Origin of the sequence: Kluyvera sichuanensis (assembly GCF_014218705.1) — a bacterium.
Taxonomy (GTDB): Bacteria; Pseudomonadota; Gammaproteobacteria; order Enterobacterales; family Enterobacteriaceae; genus Kluyvera; species Kluyvera sichuanensis.
The window spans coordinates 292,835-313,372 of sequence record NZ_JABBJF010000003.1 but is presented as its reverse complement, the minus strand read 5'-3'; the positions used below and the strand labels follow the sequence as shown (position 1 = coordinate 313,372).

Below are 20,538 nucleotides of genomic sequence, written 5' to 3'. Positions count from 1 at the left end.
GAGAAAACCAGACGGTCCCCTCTCCCCTGTGGGGAGAGGGTTAGGGTGAGGGGGGAAATTGTTACTGATTAAGCAGCGCCAGAATGTCCTGCGTTCGCGCCTGCATCAGCGGCGTATTGCCGCGAGACTCCACGTTCAGGCGCACCACCGGTTCGGTGTTCGACGAACGCAGGTTGAAGCGCCAGTCGGCGAACGCCAGGCTGATACCGTCGGTACGGTCAATCTCCAGCGCGCTGCCGGCAAAATGCGCCTCTACCCGGGCAATCGCCTCAGACGGCGCTTTCAGCTGGCTATTGATCTCCCCGCTTGCCGGGAATGCCGCCATGCGGTCATGCACCAGTTGACCCAGGGTTTTGCCCTTCAGACACAGCAGTTCGCTCACCAGCAGCCACGGGATCATCCCGCTGTCGCAGTAGGCAAAATCGCGGAAATAATGGTGGGCGCTCATCTCGCCGCCGTACACCGCGTCGTCTTTGCGCATACGTTCTTTGATAAACGCGTGACCAGTTTTCGACATCACCGGCGTGCCGCCTGCGGCGGTCACCACGTCGACGGTGTTCCACGACAGGCGCGGGTCGTGGATAATGCGCGCGCCGGGGTTTTTCTCGAGGAAGGCTTCCGCTAGCAGGCCAACGATGTAGTAGCCCTCGATAAATTGCCCCTGCTCGTCGAACAGGAAGCAGCGGTCGAAATCGCCGTCAAAGGCGATGCCCATATCGGCACCGTACTTCAGCACCGCATCGCGGGTGTCATCGCGGCACTCCGGCAGCAGCGGGTTAGGAATGCCGTGTGGGAAGTTGCCATCCGGGTTGTTATGTACCTTAATCAGGCTGACCGGCACGTTCAGCGCCTTGAAGCGGGCTTCCAGCGCATTAATAACCGGGCCCGCCGCGCCGTTGCCGGAGTTAATCACCAGCTTGAGCGGGGTGAGATTTTTCACATCGATGTAGCCCAGCAGATGCTCAACGTAGGCATCGCGCAGGTTAATTTGCTGATAGCCGCCGCGTTTTGCTTCGTCCACCGGCGGGAAGAAGTTCTCTTCCGCCAGACGCTGAATATCACGCAGCCCGGTGTCACCGCTGATCGGCCGCGCGCCTTCGCGCACCAGCTTCATGCCGTTGTAGTCCATCGGGTTATGGCTGGCGGTCACTTCAATGCCGCCGTCTACGCCGAGATGGAAGGTGGCGAAGTAGATCTCTTCAGTACCGGCAAGGCCGATATCCAGCACGTCCACGCCCGCATCGCGCAGGCCGCGTGCCAGCGCCAGCTTCAACGCCTCGCTGGTCAGGCGGACATCGCCACCCAGCACCACGGTTTTCGGTTTCAGGTACTCGCCATAGGCGCGACCAATGCGGCAGGCAATCTCTTCATTCAGCTCTTCGCCCAGCTTGCCGCGGATGTCATAGGCTTTAAAACAGGTCAGCTTTTTCATGTTTTTACCTTTCTTCAGGCAACGGTTGGCCCTGACCGGTGAGGGTCATGATTTTTCATATCGTGAGTTGCCGGATGACGCAGCGCCATCGGGCAGAATAGGCGCGCTAGACGCGCCCGTAGCGGTCGGCGAATCGCACCACGTCGTCCTCTTCAAGATAGGCGCCTGAGCGCACTTCAATCAGGTCGAGCGGAATTTTCCCCGGATTTTCCAGGCAGTGTGTCACGCCCAGCGGGATGTAGATGGATTCGTTTTCACCCAGCAGGGTTATCTCATCGTTGAGGGTCACTTTGGCGGTGCCGGCCACCACAATCCAGTGTTCAGCCCGGTGGTGATGCATCTGCAGAGAGAGTCCCTCGCCCGGCTTCACGGTGATGCGCTTCACCTGGTAGCGATCGCCGGAGTCGATAGAGTCATATTTGCCCCACGGGCGATAGACTTCACGATGGATATGGTGTTCGTGGCGGCCATCGGCCTTAATTTTCTCGACCACCTTTTTCACGTCCTGCACTGCGTTGCGATCGGCGATAAGCACCGCGTCTTTGGTCTGCACCACCACCAAATCCTTTACCCCGACGGTCGTCACCAGGCCTGATTCCGCGTAGACGTAGCTGTTCTCGGTTTTATGGCTGATCACATCGCCGTGGTGCACGTTGCCTTCCGGCGTATGGTTGCTGATTTCCCACAGCGATGACCAGGAGCCGACGTCACTCCAGCCAGCGTCCATCGGCACCACAACCGCGTCGTTGGTGCGTTCCATCACCGCATAGTCGATAGATTCATCCGGGCAGCTCAGGAAAGCCTCTTCCTCGACGCGGATAAAATCGAGATCCGGGTCGGTGACGTTCATCGCTTTTTCGCAGGCGCGAAGAATGTCCGGGCGATATTTGCCCAGCTCTTCCAGGTAACGGCCGGCGCGGAACAGGAACATGCCGCTGTTCCAGTAGTACTCACCGCAGGCGACGTAGGCCTGAGCGGTATCAAGGTTCGGTTTTTCGACAAACTGCGCCACTTCAAACGCCAACGCCTCACCGGCAGCCGGGCTCACGTTGCCGCGACGAATATAGCCATAGCCGGTTTCCGGCAGGCTCGGCACGATACCGAACGTCACCAGTTTGCCGCTTTCGGCGTACGGTGTGGCATCGCGTACCGCGGCGCGGAAGGCATCTTCGTCCTGAATAACGTGGTCTGCCGCCAGCACCAGCATCAGCGGATCGTTATCCGGCTCACGGCGCATAGCAGCCAGCGCGGCCAGCGCAATTGCCGGGGCGGTGTTGCGCCCAGCGGGTTCCAGAATGATGTTTTCGGTCAGCTTGTTCAGCTGGCGCAGCTGCTCGGCGACGATAAAACGGTGCTGCTCGTTGCAGATAACCACCGGGCTCGCACATTTCACCCCTTCCAGGCGGTTAACCGTGGCCTGCAGCATGGTCATGTCCCCTTTCAGGCATAGGAACTGCTTGGGGTACAGCACTCGGGACAACGGCCACAGGCGGCTGCCCGAGCCACCGGCCATCACGACCGGGAAAAGCGTAGATTGACTCATCGTTTAACCCCGAATATCAGCAATAAATTGGTTAAGAACGTGCTCTTTTTCGAGCGAGCGTTCTGCCCAGGCGCGGGCTACCGCGTTGCGTTTTGGCATGCTCAGCGCCTGTTCAATCCCTTCCACCAGCGACGGAACCGATTCAGGCGTGACGCATACCGCGATGCCTGGGTTGTCGAGACAAAGCTGTCCAAGCTCGGTGTCCGCCTCTGCGGTGATCACCGCGTTGCCGCCCACCGCCAGAATATTGGTCAGTTTGGACGGCAGTACCGCATCCGCCGCGCCGCGCTTCTGGATAACCAGATGGCAGTCCCCCATCGCCAGCAGGGCGGGTAAATCGTCATAAGACTGCAGCGGCAGGAACTTCACGTTATCCAGCCCGCGTTCGGCGGCCATCTTTTCCAGCCGCGCTTTGCCGCCGCCCTGGCCGACAATCACAAACAGCAGCGGCTGCTCGCGGAGCTGCTCAGCGGCGGTAATGACGCTTTCCAGCCCCTGCTTTTCACCGATATTGCCGGAATAGAGCGCAATTTTTCGCTCGCCCGGCAGACCCAGACGCTGACGCAGCGCGATAATCCGCGTTTCGGACACCTCGCGAAAACGCGATACTTCAGACCAGTTAGGGAAGAAGATCACCTTCTCCGCCGGTACGCCCTTCTCGCAGGCTTTGTTCATCATCGAACGCGAGATCGTCGAGACGTTGTCGACGTTGTGCAGGCCGCTGCGCTCAAAAGCGCTGGCGAGCTTCGCCACCTTGCCGGACTTGCCTTTACCGGCCATGCCGAGACCTAGCATGGCGTCGACTTCATAATCCTGAATATGCAGCAGCGTGCGCGCCCCGGAGAGTTTGCCTAACAGGCGCATGCCCGGCGTGCAAAACAGGGTCGGTACGACGCCGATAATGCGGTCCGGCTTCCAGCGCCGCTGGGCCATCAGCGGGAAGAAGCTGCTGAGCGCAAAGCTGCCAAGATGCAGCAGGCGCTTGAGCGTCGAGGGCTGCTTCGGCACGTACAGCGGGCAGCGCCACACGGTGGCCTCACCCTCCTCCCGGCGATAGCGCCAGCTGGAGTAGTTCACGCCAACCTGCCACTCCGGGTAGTACGGCGGTGCGGTAATCACCCGTACCTCGTGGCCCTGACGCGCCATCCACTCCACCATCTCGCCGGTGTATTTGCCGATGCCGGTCAGTTCAGGCGAGTAGTTAATGCCATACACCAGAATCTTCATAAGCCCGGTACCTCGGCCATTTTGTCGACCCTGAAGTAGGCACGGCTGTTTTCGTGGACGTTGTCCGCCGCCAGCAGCGCCTTCGGGCTCATCCAGCGGTAGTCGTTATGCTGAGCCTCCGGGAGCGTGAGCGCCTCGGCGTCCACCTGCAGGCGGAACCCCAGCACGATGTAGTGGGTCGAGAAGTCCGCGTCCGAGAAGTTGTCGTCATAAAAATGCTGCCAGACGCCGTAGAAGCGGCCTGCCGTCATCGGCAGGCTCAGCCCCAGTTCCGCCAGGGTGAGGCGAGCAAACGCCTCGGCCAGCGGTTCATCTTTCTGTACCCGTCCGCCAGGGACAAACCAGTATCCCTGCGCCGGACGGTTGGTGCGTTTACCCAGCAGAAACTCGCCCTGCGCGTTCTCCACGATCAGATCGATGGAAATCAGCGGCGTAGACTGCACCACGGTGGCAAACGCCTCCTCGCTCAGAAACATGCGTTACCCCCGGAAGCGGTGCTGGTTTTCGAGGAACCACTGGTAGGTGCTGGCAAGCCCAGCCTCCAGCGAAATCTCGTGATACCAGCCCAGTTGATGCAGGCGCGATACGTCGAGCAACTTGCGCGGCGTCCCGTCCGGCTTGGTGGCGTCAAACACCACGCGGCCTTTAAAGCCCACCACTTTCGCCAGCGTCTGCGCCAGCTCGCGGATGGTGCAGTCAACGCCGGTGCCGACGTTAATGTGCGACAGCATTGGCTGGGTGTTGTCGAGCCACACGCTGCGGTCCAGCTCCATCACGTGGATGCTGGCGGCCGCCATATCATCGACGTGAAGGAACTCGCGCATTGGCGTACCGCTGCCCCACACCACCACGTCGGCATCGTTCTTCTGCACCGCCTCGTGGAAGCGACGCAACAGCGCCGGGATCACGTGGGAGTTGCTCGGGTGGAAGTTATCGTTCGGCCCGTACAGGTTGGTCGGCATCACCGAGCGATAGTCGCGGTTGTGCTGACGGTTGTAGGATTCGCACAGCTTGATCCCGGCGATTTTGGCAATCGCGTACGGCTCGTTGGTGGCTTCGAGCGTGCCCTGCAGCAGCTCGCTCTCGTGCATCGGCTGGTTGGCCATCTTCGGGTAAATACAGGATGAACCGAGGAACAACAGCTTGTTCACGTTGTGCGTATGCGCTGCGTGAATGATGTTGCTTTCAATCATCATATTTTCGTAGATGAAGTCCGCCGGGAAGGTGTTGTTGGCGACAATACCGCCCACCTTCGCCGCCGCCAGATACACCTGAGTGATATTTTCGCGGGCGAAGAAGTCATGCACCTCGCGGCTGTCCAGCAGGTTAAGCTCGTCGCGGCTGCGCAGAACCAGATCCACGTCACCGCGCAGCTCAAGCTGTCGGACGATGGCAGAGCCCACCATTCCCCGGTGGCCCGCCACAAAAATGCGTTCTCTGGTCATGCTTAAGACTCCAGCGCGATCGCCACTTCGTAACCGTGGGATTTCAGCAGGGAGTGTTTTTTCGCCGCTTCAAGGTCTTTAGCGACCATTTCAGAGACCATCTCCTGCAGGGTGATTTCCGGTTTCCAGCCCAGTTTTTCGTGCGCTTTGGTTGGGTCACCCAGCAGGGTTTCCACTTCCGCCGGACGGAAGTAACGTGGGTCAACGGCCACCATCACATCACCCGGCTTCACGCCCGGCGCATCATGACCGGTGACGGAGACTACAATCCCCTTCTCTTCCACGCCGGTGCCTTCAAAGCGCAGTTTGATACCGAGCTGTGCTGCCGCCATTTCAACGAACTGGCGCACGGAATACTGCACGCCGGTGGCGATAACAAAATCTTCCGGCTGTTCCTGCTGCAGCATCATCCACTGCATTTTGACGTAGTCTTTGGCATGGCCCCAGTCACGCAGGGAGTCCATGTTGCCAAGGTACAGGCACTTCTCCAGACCCTGGGCGATGTTGGCAATCGCGCGGGTGATTTTGCGGGTCACGAAGGTTTCGCCACGGCGCGGGGATTCGTGGTTGAACAGGATGCCGTTACAGGCGTACATACCGTAGGATTCACGGTAGTTGACGGTGATCCAGTAGGCATACAGTTTGGCAACGGCATACGGCGAGCGGGGGTAGAACGGCGTGGTCTCTTTCTGCGGGATCTCTTGCACCAGGCCGTACAGTTCAGAGGTGGACGCCTGATAGAAACGGGTTTTCTTCTCCAGGCCCAGGAAGCGGATAGCTTCCAGCAGGCGCAGCGTGCCCATCGCATCCACGTCGGCGGTATATTCCGGGGATTCAAACGACACCGCCACGTGGCTCATCGCACCGAGGTTGTACACTTCGTCCGGCTGCACTTCCTGCAGAATACGCGTCAGGTTGGAGCTGTCGGTCAAATCGCCATAGTGCAGGTGAAATTTCGGGTTACTGCTGTGCGGATCCTGGTAGATGTGATCGACACGTTCGGTGTTAAAAGAGGAAGCACGACGTTTGATCCCGTGAACTTCATACCCTTTTTCCAGCAGCAGTTCCGCCAGATAAGAACCATCCTGCCCGGTTACGCCGGTAATAAGTGCGACTTTCGACATTATATTTTCCTCAAATAGTCCCGTTTAGGGAGTAACTTTCTCAACGCGTTCACGCGTGACCACTGCGGGATTGCCACGGCAAATCACCTTTGCCGGTAGCGATTTAAAAACGCTGCTTCGTGCACCGACGATGGTGCCGTCGCCAATCGTGACGCCGGGAGCAACGAAGACATCCGTTGCCAGCCAGCATTTCTCACCGACCACAATCGGCGTGGCATTAATATCAAAATGCGCGCTCTGATAATCGTGGCTGCCGGTGCATAAATAACATTTCTGTGAGACGACTGAATTTGCCCCAAGGGTAATATCACCGAGGGTATATAACACTGCATCGTCCCCAACCCAGGCATAATCACCGATGGTTAATTTCCACGGATAGGTGATTTTTACCGAGGGGCGAATCACTACGTTTTTTCCTATTTTTGCGCCGAACAAACGCAATAAAAATACGCGCCAGCGGTAGAGTATCTGCGGGGACCAGGCAAATAATGTCGCCTGCACCGCCCACCAGAGTTGAACTTTAATGCCCCCGGCACCGCGAAAACCTTTGGGCACCGTAAAGCCAGATAATTCCTGCATCCTGATTCCTTATGCTTTGTGATATAAGGCTTTGGTTTTTCCGGTCGTCCGCAGGCGTAATAAATAAGATAATTCCGTCAGTACGGCTGGCATACGTAATATTTCTTGCTGCACTTTTTTGGCATCCTGACACAATTGCAGATTATTGGTGGTTGACACACCGCCCATTGAAAATTCCGACACCAAACCTTTAATTCGCTTAAAGGCATAGCCTGACTTATACATTCTGGCGGTCAGCGCATAATCTGACGACACCCGGTACTGCACATCATAAGGATAATTTTTCAGCCCACGCAGCGGGAAGAAAATAGCCTGATGGCTCGCCGGCAGGCTGTGGTAAATATACCAGCCCTGCTTCGCACTGCGGCGAATCTGGGTGCCATCGCCGAAGTCGAGCATCGCATCACCGAGGTACATGGCATCATCGCTTTTGCCGCGAAGCTGGCGGACAAACTGCGAGACGTCCGGGTGAAAACTGTCGCCGGAGTTAAGGAACAACACGAACTTGCCCTGCGCCATGCGAATGCCTTTATTCATCGCGTCATATAGCCCTTTATCCGGCTCACTGACGTAGCGTAACTGGTACTGTCCATTACGTTTTTCGAGAAACTCTGCAGTGCCATCTTCTGAACCGCCGTCGACCACAATCCACTCAAATGTAAGGCTCGGATCGTTCGCCAGATGGGCCAGCGAACGCCAGGTTTTCATCACGCCTTCCACGTTGCGAAACGCCACGGTCACCACACTTAACAACATGTTCCACCTCATCTGCTGTCGGCAATATTCAGCGCTTTACGCAGAATAAAAGGACACACAATTAAAAATGCATATTCCGGGCTAAATATCGAACCGGTAAAAAATAGTGATACCGGCGTGAATAAATACAGCTGCACGGCGAAATTTCGATTATTCCCAAAAGCGTTAATGAACATTTTAAACACGTAATACAGGTAGCCGATTGTTAATATCACGGCAAACCATGAAAAATAGATCATTAACAGATACAGGCCATTGTCTATGGTTTTACCGACATCCGCACCGTTAAATATTCCGAATGATGCAACATATTCGTAAAGAGAACCGAAACGCACCACCCCATCAACACTGGTTAATGAATAACCGACCATCACCAGTGGGCCAATAATACGGTAATACGATGACGAACCTTCCGTTCCCAGGTCACCAACACGTTCCGCAATATAGGGGCCAGCAAATATCAAACCAACAAAAAATGCGCCTAAAGAAATAATTGCTAACGGTAATTTCTTTCTAATCGCCTCTTTGTTCAGATACTGAAACGCCCACTCCAGCAGGTAAAACAGGATAAATGTCATTACCCCGGAGAACGATCCTGAAAGAATTATCCCTGCGAGAATCATAGCATCAGATTTTGGGGTTTTGATACCAAACTGTTTGATGCAAAGCCAAATTGAGATTAATGCCAGAGCGAAGAATGCCGGTTCAAAATAGAGCGCCGTGGTGCGCTTCCCACCGAATTTGATAAAGTTCAGTACATAGCTATTGCTGTAAATAAGATATTTCGAAATCATCTCAATCAGGCTACTGCTGCCGGAGAGAATAATTTGCACCATTTCAAGTGCCGCCAGCATCACCACGATGCCGATAACCACGTAAAAGAAGCGCAGGATCTTACGGTGGTTATGCGGCGAAATGGTTTTAAAGCGAATGCTCCAGACCATGCCAATGATGATAACGATGTAGACAAACAGCATCGTCGAGGTGACGTATTTGCTCGGATCCAGCGACTGACCGAACACGTAGTTGAACAGCGTTAACCCGACGCCCAGCCCGAGGGCAATCATCAGCTTTTTCAGGTTAATACGTTCAACAAACAGCAGCAACAGCAACGGGAGGAAGGTCACGATGGTGATGGGAAAGCTCTCGCCGAGCTGCGCCAGCTTCACGTTAACCAGCAGATAGATTAACGGCAGCAGCAAATAGCTACAGACTCTGATAGAACGAGACATATTCCTCCAGCATCTGTTGTCCGCTATAGGCCTTACGGCTGCGGGCGCTGAATGCACCGAGCGTCGTGCCAAACACCGCTTCAGCGATCTCCGCTTTTGGCCGCTGCACCAGCGAAAGCACCGCGCTTTCGTCAACCGTATGGCCGCCGGATTTTTCCAGCACCTCTTTTGCCGCCTCGCTGTGGGTGGCAATCACCGGCACGCCAATAGAGAGCGCTTCGCAGAGGATCAGCGGGTAGTTATCGACGCGAGAGCTAAACAGCAGCGCATCGAGCGGGTTGAGTTCGCTCATCAGCTGTCGCTTGTCGGTGAGAAAACCGTGGTTCACCACGTTCGCGCCTTCAAACGGTGAAAACTTACCGAAGGTATGAATTTCCACCTTATCGCCGAGCGCCATAATTTCACGCACCAGGCGCTGGTTAGTTTTACCGTCGTAGCGCAGGTCGTGGGCGACGACGGCAATTTTCGGCCGCGGCGTGGTTGCCGCCATCGGCTTCAGCTCCGCCAGAATCGCTTCGGTGGCAACATCAATGCCGTTGTTGATAATCAGGCAGCGTCCGGGGCCATACAGGCTATTAAACGCTTCGGCCACATGCTGACTCGGGGAGATAAACTGGCAGCCAAGCGCGAGCATACGGCGGAAGAGATGGCGCTTTTCCTCCACCTGCTGATGCGCACGATCGACCTTTACCGGCGGATAGTTGTCGAGCGTCGGGCACTTCAGACAGCCGTTTTTCCAGCCGTCGCAGCCGTCGAGAAACGCGCAGCGCCCGGTCACGCTCCAGTGGTCGTGCAGCGTCCAGACCAGCGTAACGTCCGCTTTGTGCGCCTTGACGCGCTCGCAGAAATCAATAATCTCCGCCAGGTTCAGCCAGTAGCTGTGCATGACGTGAAAATGCAGCACCACTGGCCCCTCGGTGCGGGTCACCTGGCGATAAAGGTTATTCAGGTTGCCAAACAGGTCGCGGTTAAACAGGCGAAACAACGCCAGGTTCGCTATCGAGGTCAGACGCGCGGTCTGCTTTACCACCTGCGGATAACGCTCGTGGCTGACGCTCTTTTTGCCGCCCTTGCCATAGCCGTAGACAAACTGCGAGGATAGCCCCTGACGCAGCGCGCGCTGATGCAGGTCCAGCGCCACGCCCGCCGCGCCGCCTTCAGCAAGACGCACGTTAAATTGCAGAATATTCATTTGATTACCTTCACTCGTGCCTTTTCGCCCACCACCAGCGCATGGTCGGGAATATCGTCCAGCACCACGCTACCCGCACCGATAGTCACCTGATTGCCAATGGTGATGCCGCCGATGATGACCACGTTGGCGCCCAGTTCCACGCCGTTACCCAACGTCGGGCAGGCCAGGCTATCTGGGCCACGGTTGCCGAGCGTGACGCCGTGGCGGATGGTGAAGTCATCCCCCGCCACCACGTTTTTATTAATCACCACCGCATAGCCGTGGTGGATGGTGAAGCGTCGGCCAATGGTCGCCGCCGCCTGAATTTCATAGCCAAAGACGCATTCGGTGATGAGGCGATAGAGCACCAGCACCGGCGCGGCCCACAGATTGTTGAGCACGTTTTTCTTTCGCCACACCGAGCAGAAATGGGCAATGCGATAAGCGGTGACCATGCAGCACGGGCGCAGACTCCAGCTATTGGCACGTAAATCTTCCAGCAGCATTATTTACTCCGTAATCCATCAACCCAGCGCTTACCGTTACGCACCGACAGCAGCGTCAGAAACGTCTTCCAGGTCATCCGCTTATTGCGAATCTGGTACAGGGTGAACAGCTGGTACTTCTTGCTGGCGCGGTCAAACTTCTCTTTATGCTTGCGATAGAAGCTGAAGTAGCCGGAGAATTTTTTCGGCGAAGAGGTTATCTGCATCTCCCCGTGGTTGATGTGCAGGATTTGTGTCGCCGCCTCAATTTTCCACGGTTCGCCGTAGGCCATCACCATGCGCAGAAAGATGTCGTAGTCCTGTGCCGCCTTCAGTTCGGTATCGAACAGGCACTCTTTAAAACGCCAGGCCCAGCTAAACACCTGATTGCCAATGATGTTGCGCTTGTAGAACAGCTCGCGAGAGAACGGTGATTTCGGGTACAGCGGCAGGCTGGCCGGTTGCGAATAGACCTCCCCTTCGCAGACGTAGTCGTTGGCGTAGAGAAACGCATGATTGGTGAGCTGTTGCTTGTCCGCCAGAAAGGTTGAGAGCCGGGTTGGCGTCCACTCATCGTCGTCGTCGATGCCGGTAATAAACTGGCCTTTAGCCTGTAAAATTGCCTGGTTGCGCACCGCGCAGGCACCGGAATTAAAGGCGTTATGGGTGTACTGCACTCGGCTATCGTTCAGTTCGGTGATGTACTGCTGGAGCTGCTCGAAGCTGCTGGAGCAGTCATCGACGATAATCATTTCCCAATGGGGATAGTCCTGACGCAGAACCGATTTGATGGCGCGAATCGCCAGCTGCTGTCGGTTCCAGGTCGGCATATAGATGGAGATCAACGGATAGTCTGTTGGCATGGGATATCCCTTATCGAGTAGCCCGGCCGAGCGAAGCGACGCCGGGAATGCCCCGGAGTCGGCGCTCACGCGCCTCGTCCGGGCTACAGGTGAGGCACTAAAATTATTTCGAATCCGACTGATACTCGTACTCGTAGTAGCCGTAATCCTGATAACCGGTAGCACGGCGGAAAATAGAGTTGAGGATCACCCCTTTCACCGCGATGCCGTTCTGCTCAAAGCGGCTCAGGCTGGTCTCCACTTCTTTGAGCGTATTGACCGCGTAACGCGTCACCATCAGCGTGGTGCCCGCATGGCGGCCCACAATCGCAGCGTCGGTGACGGCGAGAATTGGTGGGGTATCTATCAGCACCAGGTCGTAGTTCGCGCTCCCCCACTTCAGCAGTTCACTGAAACGCTCCCCCATCAGCAGTTCAGACGGGTTCGGCGGGATCTGCCCGCGAGGGACGAGGTCGAAGTTGGCTACCGACGTTTTCTTCACACAGTGCTCAATCGCCGTTTTGCCCACCAGCACCTCCGACAGGCCGTTGTCATTGGTGGTGCCGAGCAGCTCGTGGGAGTAGCCCTTACGCATATCGCAGTCGATCATCAGCACTCGCTTGTTGGTCTGGCTAATCACCGCCGCGAGGTTGGCGCAGACGAAGGTCTTACCGATTGAAGGGCTGACCCCGGTCATCATCAGCACGTTGTTTTGCGCCTGCATCATGGCGAAGTGCAGGCTGGTACGCAGGCTGCGGATGGCTTCAATGGCGAGATCGGTTGGGTTACCTACCGCCAGCAGTTGGCTCTGCTTGTAGCGTTTCACGCCGTTGACGCTCTTCACGCTATCGCGGGATTTCTGCCATTCAGAGAGCGGGATGCTGGCATACACGTTAATACCGTGCTCTTCCAGCACCTGCGGGCTTTCGATGCCGCGGTTAAACAGTGAGCGCAGCAGCACGCCAACAATCGACAGCATCAGGCCGAGAATAATGCTCCCCAGCACAATCAGCGCTTTCTTCGGCTTCACCACGCCTGGCTGGGTAATCGCCGGGTCGACGATACGCACATCGCCCACGGTGCTGGCTTTGGTAATTTTCAGCTCCTGCTGTTTGTTCAGCAGCTGCATATAGACCTGCTGACCGGACTCCACGTCACGGGTCAGACGCACAATCTCCTGCTGGGTTTTCGGCATTGCCGTCACGCGCTGGCTGAGCTTCGCTTTCTCTTCTTCCAGCGCCCGACGTTTTTCCAGCAGCGTGCGGTACGCCGGGTGGATTTTGGTGTAGAGCTTGGAAATTTCCGCCTCACGGAAAGTCAGTTCATTAAGCTGAGCATCAATGTTGACCATCGAGTCGAGCACCGACTTGGCCTCCAGCGGCAGGTCGACGGAGTCCTTCTGCTGACGGTAGGCGTTGAGTTTGTTTTCGGCGATATCAAGCTGGCTGCGCACCTGCGGCAGCTGCACTTCGAGGAACTCCAGGCTCTTCGCCGCCTCTTCCGATTTGCGCGCGACGTTCTGCGCCACATAGTTGCGGGCAATGCTGTTGAGGATTTCGCGGATCTGGTCTTTGTCTTCCCCCACCATGGTCAGCGTCAGCACGCCGGAGTCTTTGCCGTCCTCAGTGACGCTCAGGCTGTTTTGCAGGGTATTGATCATCCCCAGCGTCGAGTATTTGGTGACCGTAAAGCTGGCCCCTTCATCGGCGGCAATCCCCGCAACCATGAGCGACACGCCGCCTTTGTTGACAGGTTCACCCACTTTTCCCTCAGCGCTGAAACCACTATCGTTGCTGAAACGGAAGGTAGTTGGGCTCAGCACATCCAGCGTGAAGGTGCTGTCCGCCATTGCGGCCGGACGTTCGAAGGTGGTGACTTTGACGGTCTGGTTCTGACGCCCCATCAGGCGATCCCACCCTGCGCCCAGGACAGGGAAGGTGTTTTTGCTGACCGCAATATCGAGGTCCAGATCGTCGACGGTTTTGCCCAGCACCAGACGCGAGGTGATCATCTGAATCTCCGCCTCGGAGGCCGGTGGCTTGCTGGTTAAGGCGTTGCTGATGTCCTGCACCAGCGCGCTTCCCTGATTCTGCTCGATACGCACCAGCGCATCAGCGCTGTAGATAGGCGTGGCGAAGATGGCGTAGACAATCGCGGCGGCGGCGAACAGCGCCGTAATGCCAGCCACCCACCACTTGGCTTCAATAACGGTTCCTACCAGGCGGCCAATATCAATCTCATCGCCGCCCGAGGCCGCCGGGCTTATCTGTTTTACTTTATCAGTCATGGTTATCCCTGCTGCGCTTTCAATGCCTGCGCCCACTGGCTGGCAGACCTGTCGAGTAACTGGTACACCGCTTCAAACGCCTCGCGGCTTTTGCGATACGGATCGGGGATCTCGCGCTCGTTATCCCAATGGCCAAACAGCATCACCTTGCCGCGCATCTCCGGCGCCATTTCATGCAGGGTGGCAACGTGCCGTCTCTCCATCGCCAGAATCAGGTCATACTCCCGGCACATACGCCCGGAGATTTGTCGCGCGCAGTGCCCCTCAAGCGAAATGTCATGCACTGCCGCGACGCTGGCGGCGCGTTCATCCGCCGTTTTTCCCACCAGCGCCCCCAGCCCCGCCGAGTCAACGGTCACCGCCGGAAGATGACGGCGTAATAAACGTTCTGCCGTAGGGGAACGGCAGATGTTCCCCACGCATACCACAAGAATTTTGTTAAACATGGCGGTTACCAGGTGTGAATGTCTTTTGCCGTATCGGTCATGTAGCGAACGCCACTGATGGTCGGCAACAGTTGGTTGATCAGACGGTTCCAACGGGCAACCGGTGCGGTAGTGACGTAAACCACGTCGTAAGGCTGCAGGACAAAGTTGGTCGCCATCACCAGCGAGGTGGCATCGGACATATCCAGCTGATAGACGTTGGCCATCTTGCCGTTGTTGCCCTCTTTGGTTGGACGAATCACGAAGATGCCGCTGGCGTCTGAGGTCGTCAGGTCGATACCTTCCGCCTGGCCGAGCGCCTCGGTCAGCGTCATGCCGCTGAAGTCCATTTTGAGCGTGCTCTGTTTCTTCACTTCGCCCATCACGAACACTTTCAGATCGTCGTTGCGCGGTACGAACAGAATATCGCCCGGATAGAGCAGCCGGTTCTGGCTCAGATCGCCGTTCTGCATCAGCGCCTGTACGGAGATACGCTGCTCACGCCCGTCATGAGTGAGCACCACGTTGCGCCAGTCGGCCAGTTCACCCAGTCCGCCAGCGGCGTTAATGGCGTCCAGCACGGTCAGCGGCACGTTGGTAATCGCCTGCTGGCCGGATTTATTCACCTGACCGGAGACGTAGACTTTTTGCGAACGGAAGGCGGCAACGTTGACATCAACCTGCGGGTCGGTGATATAGGCTGCCAGGCGTTGGGTGATGGTCTGACGGATTTCCGCCAGCGTGCGCCCTTTAACCTGCACTTTGCCGATGTAGGGATAGAAGATGGTGCCATCAGGCTGAACCCAGTTGCCGGTATCGCTGGAACTACGATACTGCCCCGCCGGGGTCGTCAGTTCCGGGTGATCCCAGACGGTGACGTTCAGCACATCGCCCGACCCCACGCGGTACTGGTAATTGCTTAACTCCTGATCCAGCGACATGTTGGGCTGCGCGACGTTAGGACGCGGGCGTAATTGCTCAATCAGTCGCGGGGTCAGCGGATAAACATTCACCATTCGGCCAATGTCATAATCAGCATCCTGCTGCTTAATCACATCTTTTCCGTAGGTAGACATATTGCTGCCGGGAAGTATGGTGCAACCACTCATCAAGGTTACCGACACCAATAATGGCATCAATTTTAGTTTGGATTTCATCATTGATTATTTATCACTTTGGCAGAAAATTATCCTGTGCGAATTAAATTAATCCGTACCATTTGATTACCCGTACATCCACCATGCATTTAATTACCGGCGAATATAACTGGCATATATCCGAAAAAAGTTTGGATTCATCCGCAGGCTATTGACAGAATAATCGAGGCTTCGCTTCACGCCTTCAGGCACGCTACCGCCCTTGGCTCATAGCTACCAATTCACCTAAAAATCATGTTGTTATATGGAATCTAACCACACCAAAAATAAGAATGGAGAATATTCCTGGATATATAATGCAGAGACTTTCATTCCCGCATGACTATTTCATGACGTACATCAATGGCTATTCCATTCAGTACTGGGAGAATTGTTGCAGCTAAGCGAATAGCAGGCAAGGTTAGCCCCGCCTAAAAAATAATTTTAAGAATAAGATTAAGATCAATATCGTATGAATTTTTAGGATTTTCTTTATGTTGACAAATTAAATTACGCCACACCAAAAATATATTATCAATAATAAATTCAGGGCCATTTTTCGCTATTATTTCCTGTTGTACATTGATTTTTTGCTGCGAGAAATCGCAGCCAGACGTTGCAATTTGCCGTCGCTTTATCCATGATCAATTCGTCATATAACATAAGGTTTTAACCAACGTATGGAATGGATTGCCGATCCGTCTATTTGGGCGGGACTCGTGACGCTGGTCGTCATCAAGCTGGTTCTCGGAATTGATAATCTGGTGTTTATCGCCATCCTCGCCGAAAAACTGCCGCCAGCCCAACGCGACCGCGCGCGCGTCACCGGGCTGATTCTGGCGATGCTGATGCGCCTGCTGCTGCTAGCCTCTATCTCGTGGCTGGTCACCCTGACCAAACCGCTGTTTAGCGTCCGCGACTTCACCTTTAGCGCCCGCGACCTGATTATGCTGGTCGGTGGCTTCTTCCTGCTGTTTAAAGCCACGGTAGAGCTTAACGAGCGGCTGGAGGGGAAAGATAGCGACAATCCGACGCAGCGCCGCGGCGCGCGTTTTTGGGGCGTTGTCGCGCAAATCGTGGTGTTGGATGCGGTCTTCTCGCTTGATTCGGTGATCACCGCCGTCGGCATGGTCGACCATCTGGCAGTCATGATGGCCGCGGTCATTATTGCTATCAGCCTGATGCTGATGGCCAGCCGGGCGCTAACCCGCTTTGTGAACAGCCACCCAACGATTGTGATTCTCTGTCTGAGCTTCCTGCTGATGATTGGCTTTAGCCTGGTAGCGGAAGGTTTCGGCCTCGTCATACCAAAAGGCTATCTATACGCCGCTATCGGTTTCTCGGTAATGATCGAGTTCTTAAACCAGCTGGCTATCTTTAACCGTCGCCGCTTCCTTACCGCCAATCAGTCGCTGCGAAGCCGCACCACCGAGGCGGTGATGCGTCTACTGAGCGGCCAAAAAGAGGATGCCGAGCTTGATGCGGGTACCGCTTCACTGCTGGTAGACCAAAGCGATCAGCAGATCTTCGATCCGCAGGAGCGGCGGATGATTGAGCGCGTGCTGAACCTCAACCAGCGTACGGTAAGCAGCATTATGACCTCACGTCATGATATTGAGCACATCGACCTGAGCGCGCCGGAAAGCGAAGTGCGCGCGCTGCTGGAGAAAAACCAGCACACCCGCCTGGTGGTTACCGGCGGCGATGATGAAGAGGATTTGCTCGGCGTTGTACACGTCATCGACCTGTTACAACAATCGCTGCGTGGTGAGCCGCTGGATCTGCGGGTGTTAATCCGCCAGCCGCTGGTGTTCCCGGAAGCGCTGCCGCTGCTGTCAGCGCTGGAACAGTTCCGTAACGCCCGCACCCACTTCGCCTTCGTGGTGGATGAATTTGGTTCGGTTGAGGGGATTGTGACGCTCAGCGACGTGACGGAAACCATCGCCGGCAACCTGCCAAACGAAGCGGAAGAGATTGATGCCCGCCACGACATTCAGAAGAACGCTGACGGCACCTGGACCGCTAACGGGCATATGCCGCTGGAAGATTTAGTGCAGTACATTCCGCTGCCGCTGGACGAGAAACGTGAGTACCACACCATCGCCGGGCTACTGATGGAGCACCTGCAGCGTATTCCGAAAGCCGGTGAGGAAGTGCAGATTGGCCCGTGGACGCTCAAGACCCTGCAGGTTGAGAGCCACCGGGTACAGAAAGTGCAGATTATCCCGCCGCCGCGGGATGATGAGTGGGATTACGAAGTGTAGTGAGGAGCCCGTCCCGGCGTCGCGTTGCTCGGCCGGGCTACCGAATGCACAAATTGTAGCCCGGCCGAGCGAAGCGACGCCGGGTTTTTAACAGCTACTGCTTATTCAACAGCTTCTGCACGTCTTTGCCGGACTGGGTGTTTTTATTGCGCTCAGCCCAATCATTCAGCCGACGCTTCGCTTCATTTTGCAGCTGACGCCGCAGGATCTGATCAACCTGCAAACTGTAATTCAGCTCTGACCATTTGCCGTAAACCCGCAGTGGAATCGCAGTGCGCTTAAGCATATCCACCAGCTTGCCCTCGCCCTGCCATCCATCAGTCACCTGAATAGCGAACTGCATATCCCCCTCTTCTTTCACCAGGTCCAGCGCGCCTTTGCCGGTTAATGACATTAGCGATGACGAGCCGTTCATGTTATCGAGGGTCAGAATGCCGCTGTCGAGATCGATATCAGCGGTGAGCTTATCGAGGCGCGTCGCGCTGTCGTCGTTTTCCTTAGCGCGTACGTCGGAGCTGCGCTCCACCGCCTGCTGCACCAGTTGCTGGAAGTTGAGCCCTTCGGTACGGGTATCGTGCATTTCAATGGATGCTTGACCCTGCCAGTCGCGACGGAAATGGTTGGCATCCACCACCGAGCCGGAGAAATCCCCCGCCAGCGACATTTTACCGGCCATGTCTATCGGGTAATTAAAGGCTTTCAGCAGACTGCCTATCTCGATGTTATCGATCTTCGGCTGGAACTCAGCTTGCGGTGTGCCGTTACGAGCGTCTACCGTACCCGGCAACGAGAGCGTCCCGCCGTCGAGTTTTCCTTCAAGTTGGGCGATGTGCAGCAACCCGCGCTGGTTATCAGCCTGAATCCGCACGTCGGTAAACGGCATCTCACGCCAGATCACCTGTTTCGCCGTCATCGCCAGCGTGCCGTCAAAGCTGTTCAGCCCGCTGTATGGCACCACCTTCACGCCATTGGCGATAATCGGACGCGGCTGTTTTGGCGTCGCCTGCGCCTTTTGGACTTCACCACTGCCGCTCGGCAGAATATCCGAATGCAGCAGCAGGTTATCAAGATTGAGTTTATCGGACTGCAGATCCAGCGCCCAGATAGGGTGATCGTCGAGTATTACGCTACCCGCACCGGTCAATGAACTGTCGTTCGCCGTCAGGTTCAGGGCGCTAAAGCTGAGCTTTTTCGCCTCCTCCTGCCAGTTGGCGTTCAGGCTGCCGTTTCCGCTGATGCCCTGCGCCGGAAGGTCTGCGCCCTGGAGCTGCCAGCTAAGCTGCGACAGCTGCGCGTCCAGGCTATGCGGGTAGTCTGCAGCCTGAACCTGGGCAGAAAAACTGAGGGTTAAATCGCGCTGGTCGCGGTTGAGGCGACCGGAGAAATCGACTTCTGCTCGATGGTTGGCATCCTGTTCCATCTGCAGACGAATATCGCGCACCGTCACCTGCTCGTCGTCTTCATGCTGGAAGACCAGCACGCTATCCACGACCTGCAGTGCAGCAATATCAAAGGACCAGCCGCTACTGCCGGGCTCCTGCGGCAGCGACGTGCCTTTTGGCGCCACCGGGGCATTTTGCGCACGTTCGGCTTCGGTTTGCGGCGTTAGTTGAATCACCGCGCCTTTAAGCATCACCTGCTTTACCTGAAGCTGATGCGAAAGCAGCGGCATCAGCGCCACGTCAAGACGCATATTGTCCGCCCGTACCAGCGGCGCGCTGGCCCCCGGCGCGGTTAAGGTCATACGACCCGAGAGGATGCTCAGACGCGGCCAGACGTGCCAGCGCAACGAGCCATCAAGCTGGAGCTGATAACCACTACGTGCTTCAACCTGTTTCACCATATAGCTGCGGAAATCGTTGGGATTCACCAGCAGCACCAGCGATGATAGTCCAGCGACCAGCACCACCAGCAGGATCATCAGCGTCGTCAATATTCGTCTCATGGCACCCTCATCAGGTTCGCGGCGGATCAGTCTTTATCAATACGACTGGCGACCGCACCCTGCTGATCGCGATATTTCGCATCTTCACGACGGTTGTACGGGCGATCGGCCGGGCCAGACAGCGGCTCGAAGCTCAGCGCGCCAATTAACATCCCCGGACGCAGTGCCAGCGGCAGTTTGCCTGAATTGTAGAACTCCAGCACGATACAGCCGGACCAGCCTGGATCGATACGGTGGGCGGTCACGTGTACCATCAGCCCCAGACGCGCCAGCGAGGAGCGCCCGTCGAGCCAGCCGACCAGATCCGCCGGCAGCGTCACCGACTCCAGCGTCACCGCCAGCGCCAGTTCTCCCGGGTGCAGATAGAAAGCATCGCCCTCTGGCAGCACAATCTCTTCGCTCATGACGCGATCCAGCGCCGCGCTGACTTCCGCCTTCGGCCCGCTTAAATCAATATAGGCCGCCGTATGACCGCTGAAGGTACGAAATTTGTTACCTAAACGCACGTCAACCGTCGCGCCGTTGATACGCTCAATCGGCGGACGCGGGTTAATCGACAGTCGGCCGTCATCCAGCCAGGCTTCTATGTCTCGGTCGCACAGACGCATATCACTCTCCTTTATGTACTACCTGCCCTCTTCC

18 protein-coding genes are annotated in these 20,538 nt (G+C 56.3%); 1 reads left to right on the top strand and 17 read right to left on the bottom strand.

Annotated elements, in window-relative coordinates; genetic code table 11:
• Positions 1-61: 61 nt before the first annotated feature.
• From cpsG to HII27_RS05655, 15 genes are all read right to left on the bottom strand, one after another.
• Positions 62-1,432 (bottom strand): colanic acid biosynthesis phosphomannomutase CpsG, encoded by a 1,371-nt coding sequence (gene cpsG, locus HII27_RS05725; RefSeq protein ID WP_185666991.1) that lies wholly within the window; start codon positions 1,430-1,432, stop codon positions 62-64.
• A gap of 106 nt (positions 1,433-1,538) precedes the next feature.
• Entirely contained in the window at positions 1,539-2,975 is a 1,437-nt protein-coding gene (gene cpsB / locus HII27_RS05720) for a mannose-1-phosphate guanyltransferase (protein WP_185666990.1), read from the bottom strand.
• A gap of 3 nt (positions 2,976-2,978) precedes the next feature.
• The gene (gene wcaI / locus HII27_RS05715; protein WP_185666989.1) at positions 2,979-4,202 is read right to left on the bottom strand and encodes a colanic acid biosynthesis fucosyltransferase WcaI; all 1,224 of its coding nucleotides are present in this window, start codon (positions 4,200-4,202) and stop codon (positions 2,979-2,981) included.
• Entirely contained in the window at positions 4,199-4,678 is a 480-nt protein-coding gene (locus HII27_RS05710; RefSeq protein ID WP_185666988.1) for a GDP-mannose mannosyl hydrolase, read from the bottom strand. The genes wcaI and HII27_RS05710 overlap by 4 nt, the downstream gene beginning before the upstream one ends.
• Before the next feature lie 3 nt (positions 4,679-4,681).
• On the bottom strand, positions 4,682-5,647 hold the full coding sequence (fcl, locus tag HII27_RS05705; RefSeq protein WP_185666987.1) for a GDP-L-fucose synthase: 966 nt from the start codon (positions 5,645-5,647) through the stop codon (positions 4,682-4,684).
• Between the two features lie 2 nt (positions 5,648-5,649).
• Positions 5,650-6,771 (bottom strand): GDP-mannose 4,6-dehydratase, encoded by a 1,122-nt coding sequence (gmd, locus tag HII27_RS05700; protein WP_185666986.1) that lies wholly within the window; start codon positions 6,769-6,771, stop codon positions 5,650-5,652.
• A 24-nt stretch (positions 6,772-6,795) separates the two neighbouring features.
• On the bottom strand, positions 6,796-7,350 hold the full coding sequence (gene wcaF / locus HII27_RS05695) for a colanic acid biosynthesis acetyltransferase WcaF (protein WP_185666985.1): 555 nt from the start codon (positions 7,348-7,350) through the stop codon (positions 6,796-6,798).
• A gap of 9 nt (positions 7,351-7,359) precedes the next feature.
• Complete coding sequence (gene wcaE, locus HII27_RS05690; protein ID WP_185666984.1) at positions 7,360-8,106, bottom strand: colanic acid biosynthesis glycosyltransferase WcaE; 747 nt, start codon at positions 8,104-8,106, stop codon at positions 7,360-7,362.
• Between the two features lie 8 nt (positions 8,107-8,114).
• Positions 8,115-9,338, bottom strand: a complete 1,224-nt coding sequence (wcaD, locus tag HII27_RS05685; RefSeq protein ID WP_185666983.1) for a colanic acid polymerase WcaD — start codon at positions 9,336-9,338, stop codon at positions 8,115-8,117.
• Positions 9,313-10,530 (bottom strand): colanic acid biosynthesis glycosyltransferase WcaC, encoded by a 1,218-nt coding sequence (gene wcaC / locus HII27_RS05680; protein ID WP_185666982.1) that lies wholly within the window; start codon positions 10,528-10,530, stop codon positions 9,313-9,315. Before wcaC ends, wcaD begins: the two co-directional genes overlap by 26 nt.
• Positions 10,527-11,015 carry a colanic acid biosynthesis acetyltransferase WcaB gene (gene wcaB, locus HII27_RS05675; RefSeq protein WP_185667047.1) on the bottom strand — a complete coding sequence of 163 codons (489 nt, stop codon included), beginning with the start codon at positions 11,013-11,015 and terminating at the stop codon, positions 10,527-10,529. The genes wcaC and wcaB overlap by 4 nt, the downstream gene beginning before the upstream one ends.
• Positions 11,016-11,017: 2 nt before the next feature.
• Positions 11,018-11,860, bottom strand: coding sequence for a colanic acid biosynthesis glycosyltransferase WcaA (gene wcaA / locus HII27_RS05670; protein ID WP_185666981.1), 843 nt, complete (start codon positions 11,858-11,860; stop codon positions 11,018-11,020).
• A 103-nt stretch (positions 11,861-11,963) separates the two neighbouring features.
• Complete coding sequence (gene wzc, locus HII27_RS05665; protein ID WP_185666980.1) at positions 11,964-14,126, bottom strand: tyrosine-protein kinase Wzc; 2,163 nt, start codon at positions 14,124-14,126, stop codon at positions 11,964-11,966.
• A gap of 2 nt (positions 14,127-14,128) precedes the next feature.
• Positions 14,129-14,572 carry a low molecular weight protein-tyrosine-phosphatase Wzb gene (gene wzb / locus HII27_RS05660; protein WP_185666979.1) on the bottom strand — a complete coding sequence of 148 codons (444 nt, stop codon included), beginning with the start codon at positions 14,570-14,572 and terminating at the stop codon, positions 14,129-14,131.
• 5 nt (positions 14,573-14,577) lie between these two features.
• Positions 14,578-15,711: a polysaccharide export protein gene (locus HII27_RS05655; RefSeq protein ID WP_185666978.1), complete on the bottom strand. Its 1,134-nt coding sequence runs from the start codon at positions 15,709-15,711 to the stop codon at positions 14,578-14,580.
• Positions 15,712-16,367: 656 nt separating this feature from the next.
• Here HII27_RS05655 and HII27_RS05650 point away from each other — a divergent pair.
• The gene (locus tag HII27_RS05650) at positions 16,368-17,951 is read left to right on the top strand and encodes a TerC family protein (RefSeq protein ID WP_185666977.1); all 1,584 of its coding nucleotides are present in this window, start codon (positions 16,368-16,370) and stop codon (positions 17,949-17,951) included.
• A 94-nt stretch (positions 17,952-18,045) separates the two neighbouring features.
• Here the strand turns inward: HII27_RS05650 and asmA are convergent, their stop codons facing one another.
• On the bottom strand, positions 18,046-19,896 hold the full coding sequence (asmA, locus tag HII27_RS05645) for an outer membrane assembly protein AsmA (RefSeq protein ID WP_185666976.1): 1,851 nt from the start codon (positions 19,894-19,896) through the stop codon (positions 18,046-18,048).
• A gap of 26 nt (positions 19,897-19,922) precedes the next feature.
• Positions 19,923-20,504, bottom strand: a complete 582-nt coding sequence (dcd, locus tag HII27_RS05640; protein WP_185666975.1) for a dCTP deaminase — start codon at positions 20,502-20,504, stop codon at positions 19,923-19,925.
• Positions 20,505-20,538: the final 34 nt, after the last annotated feature.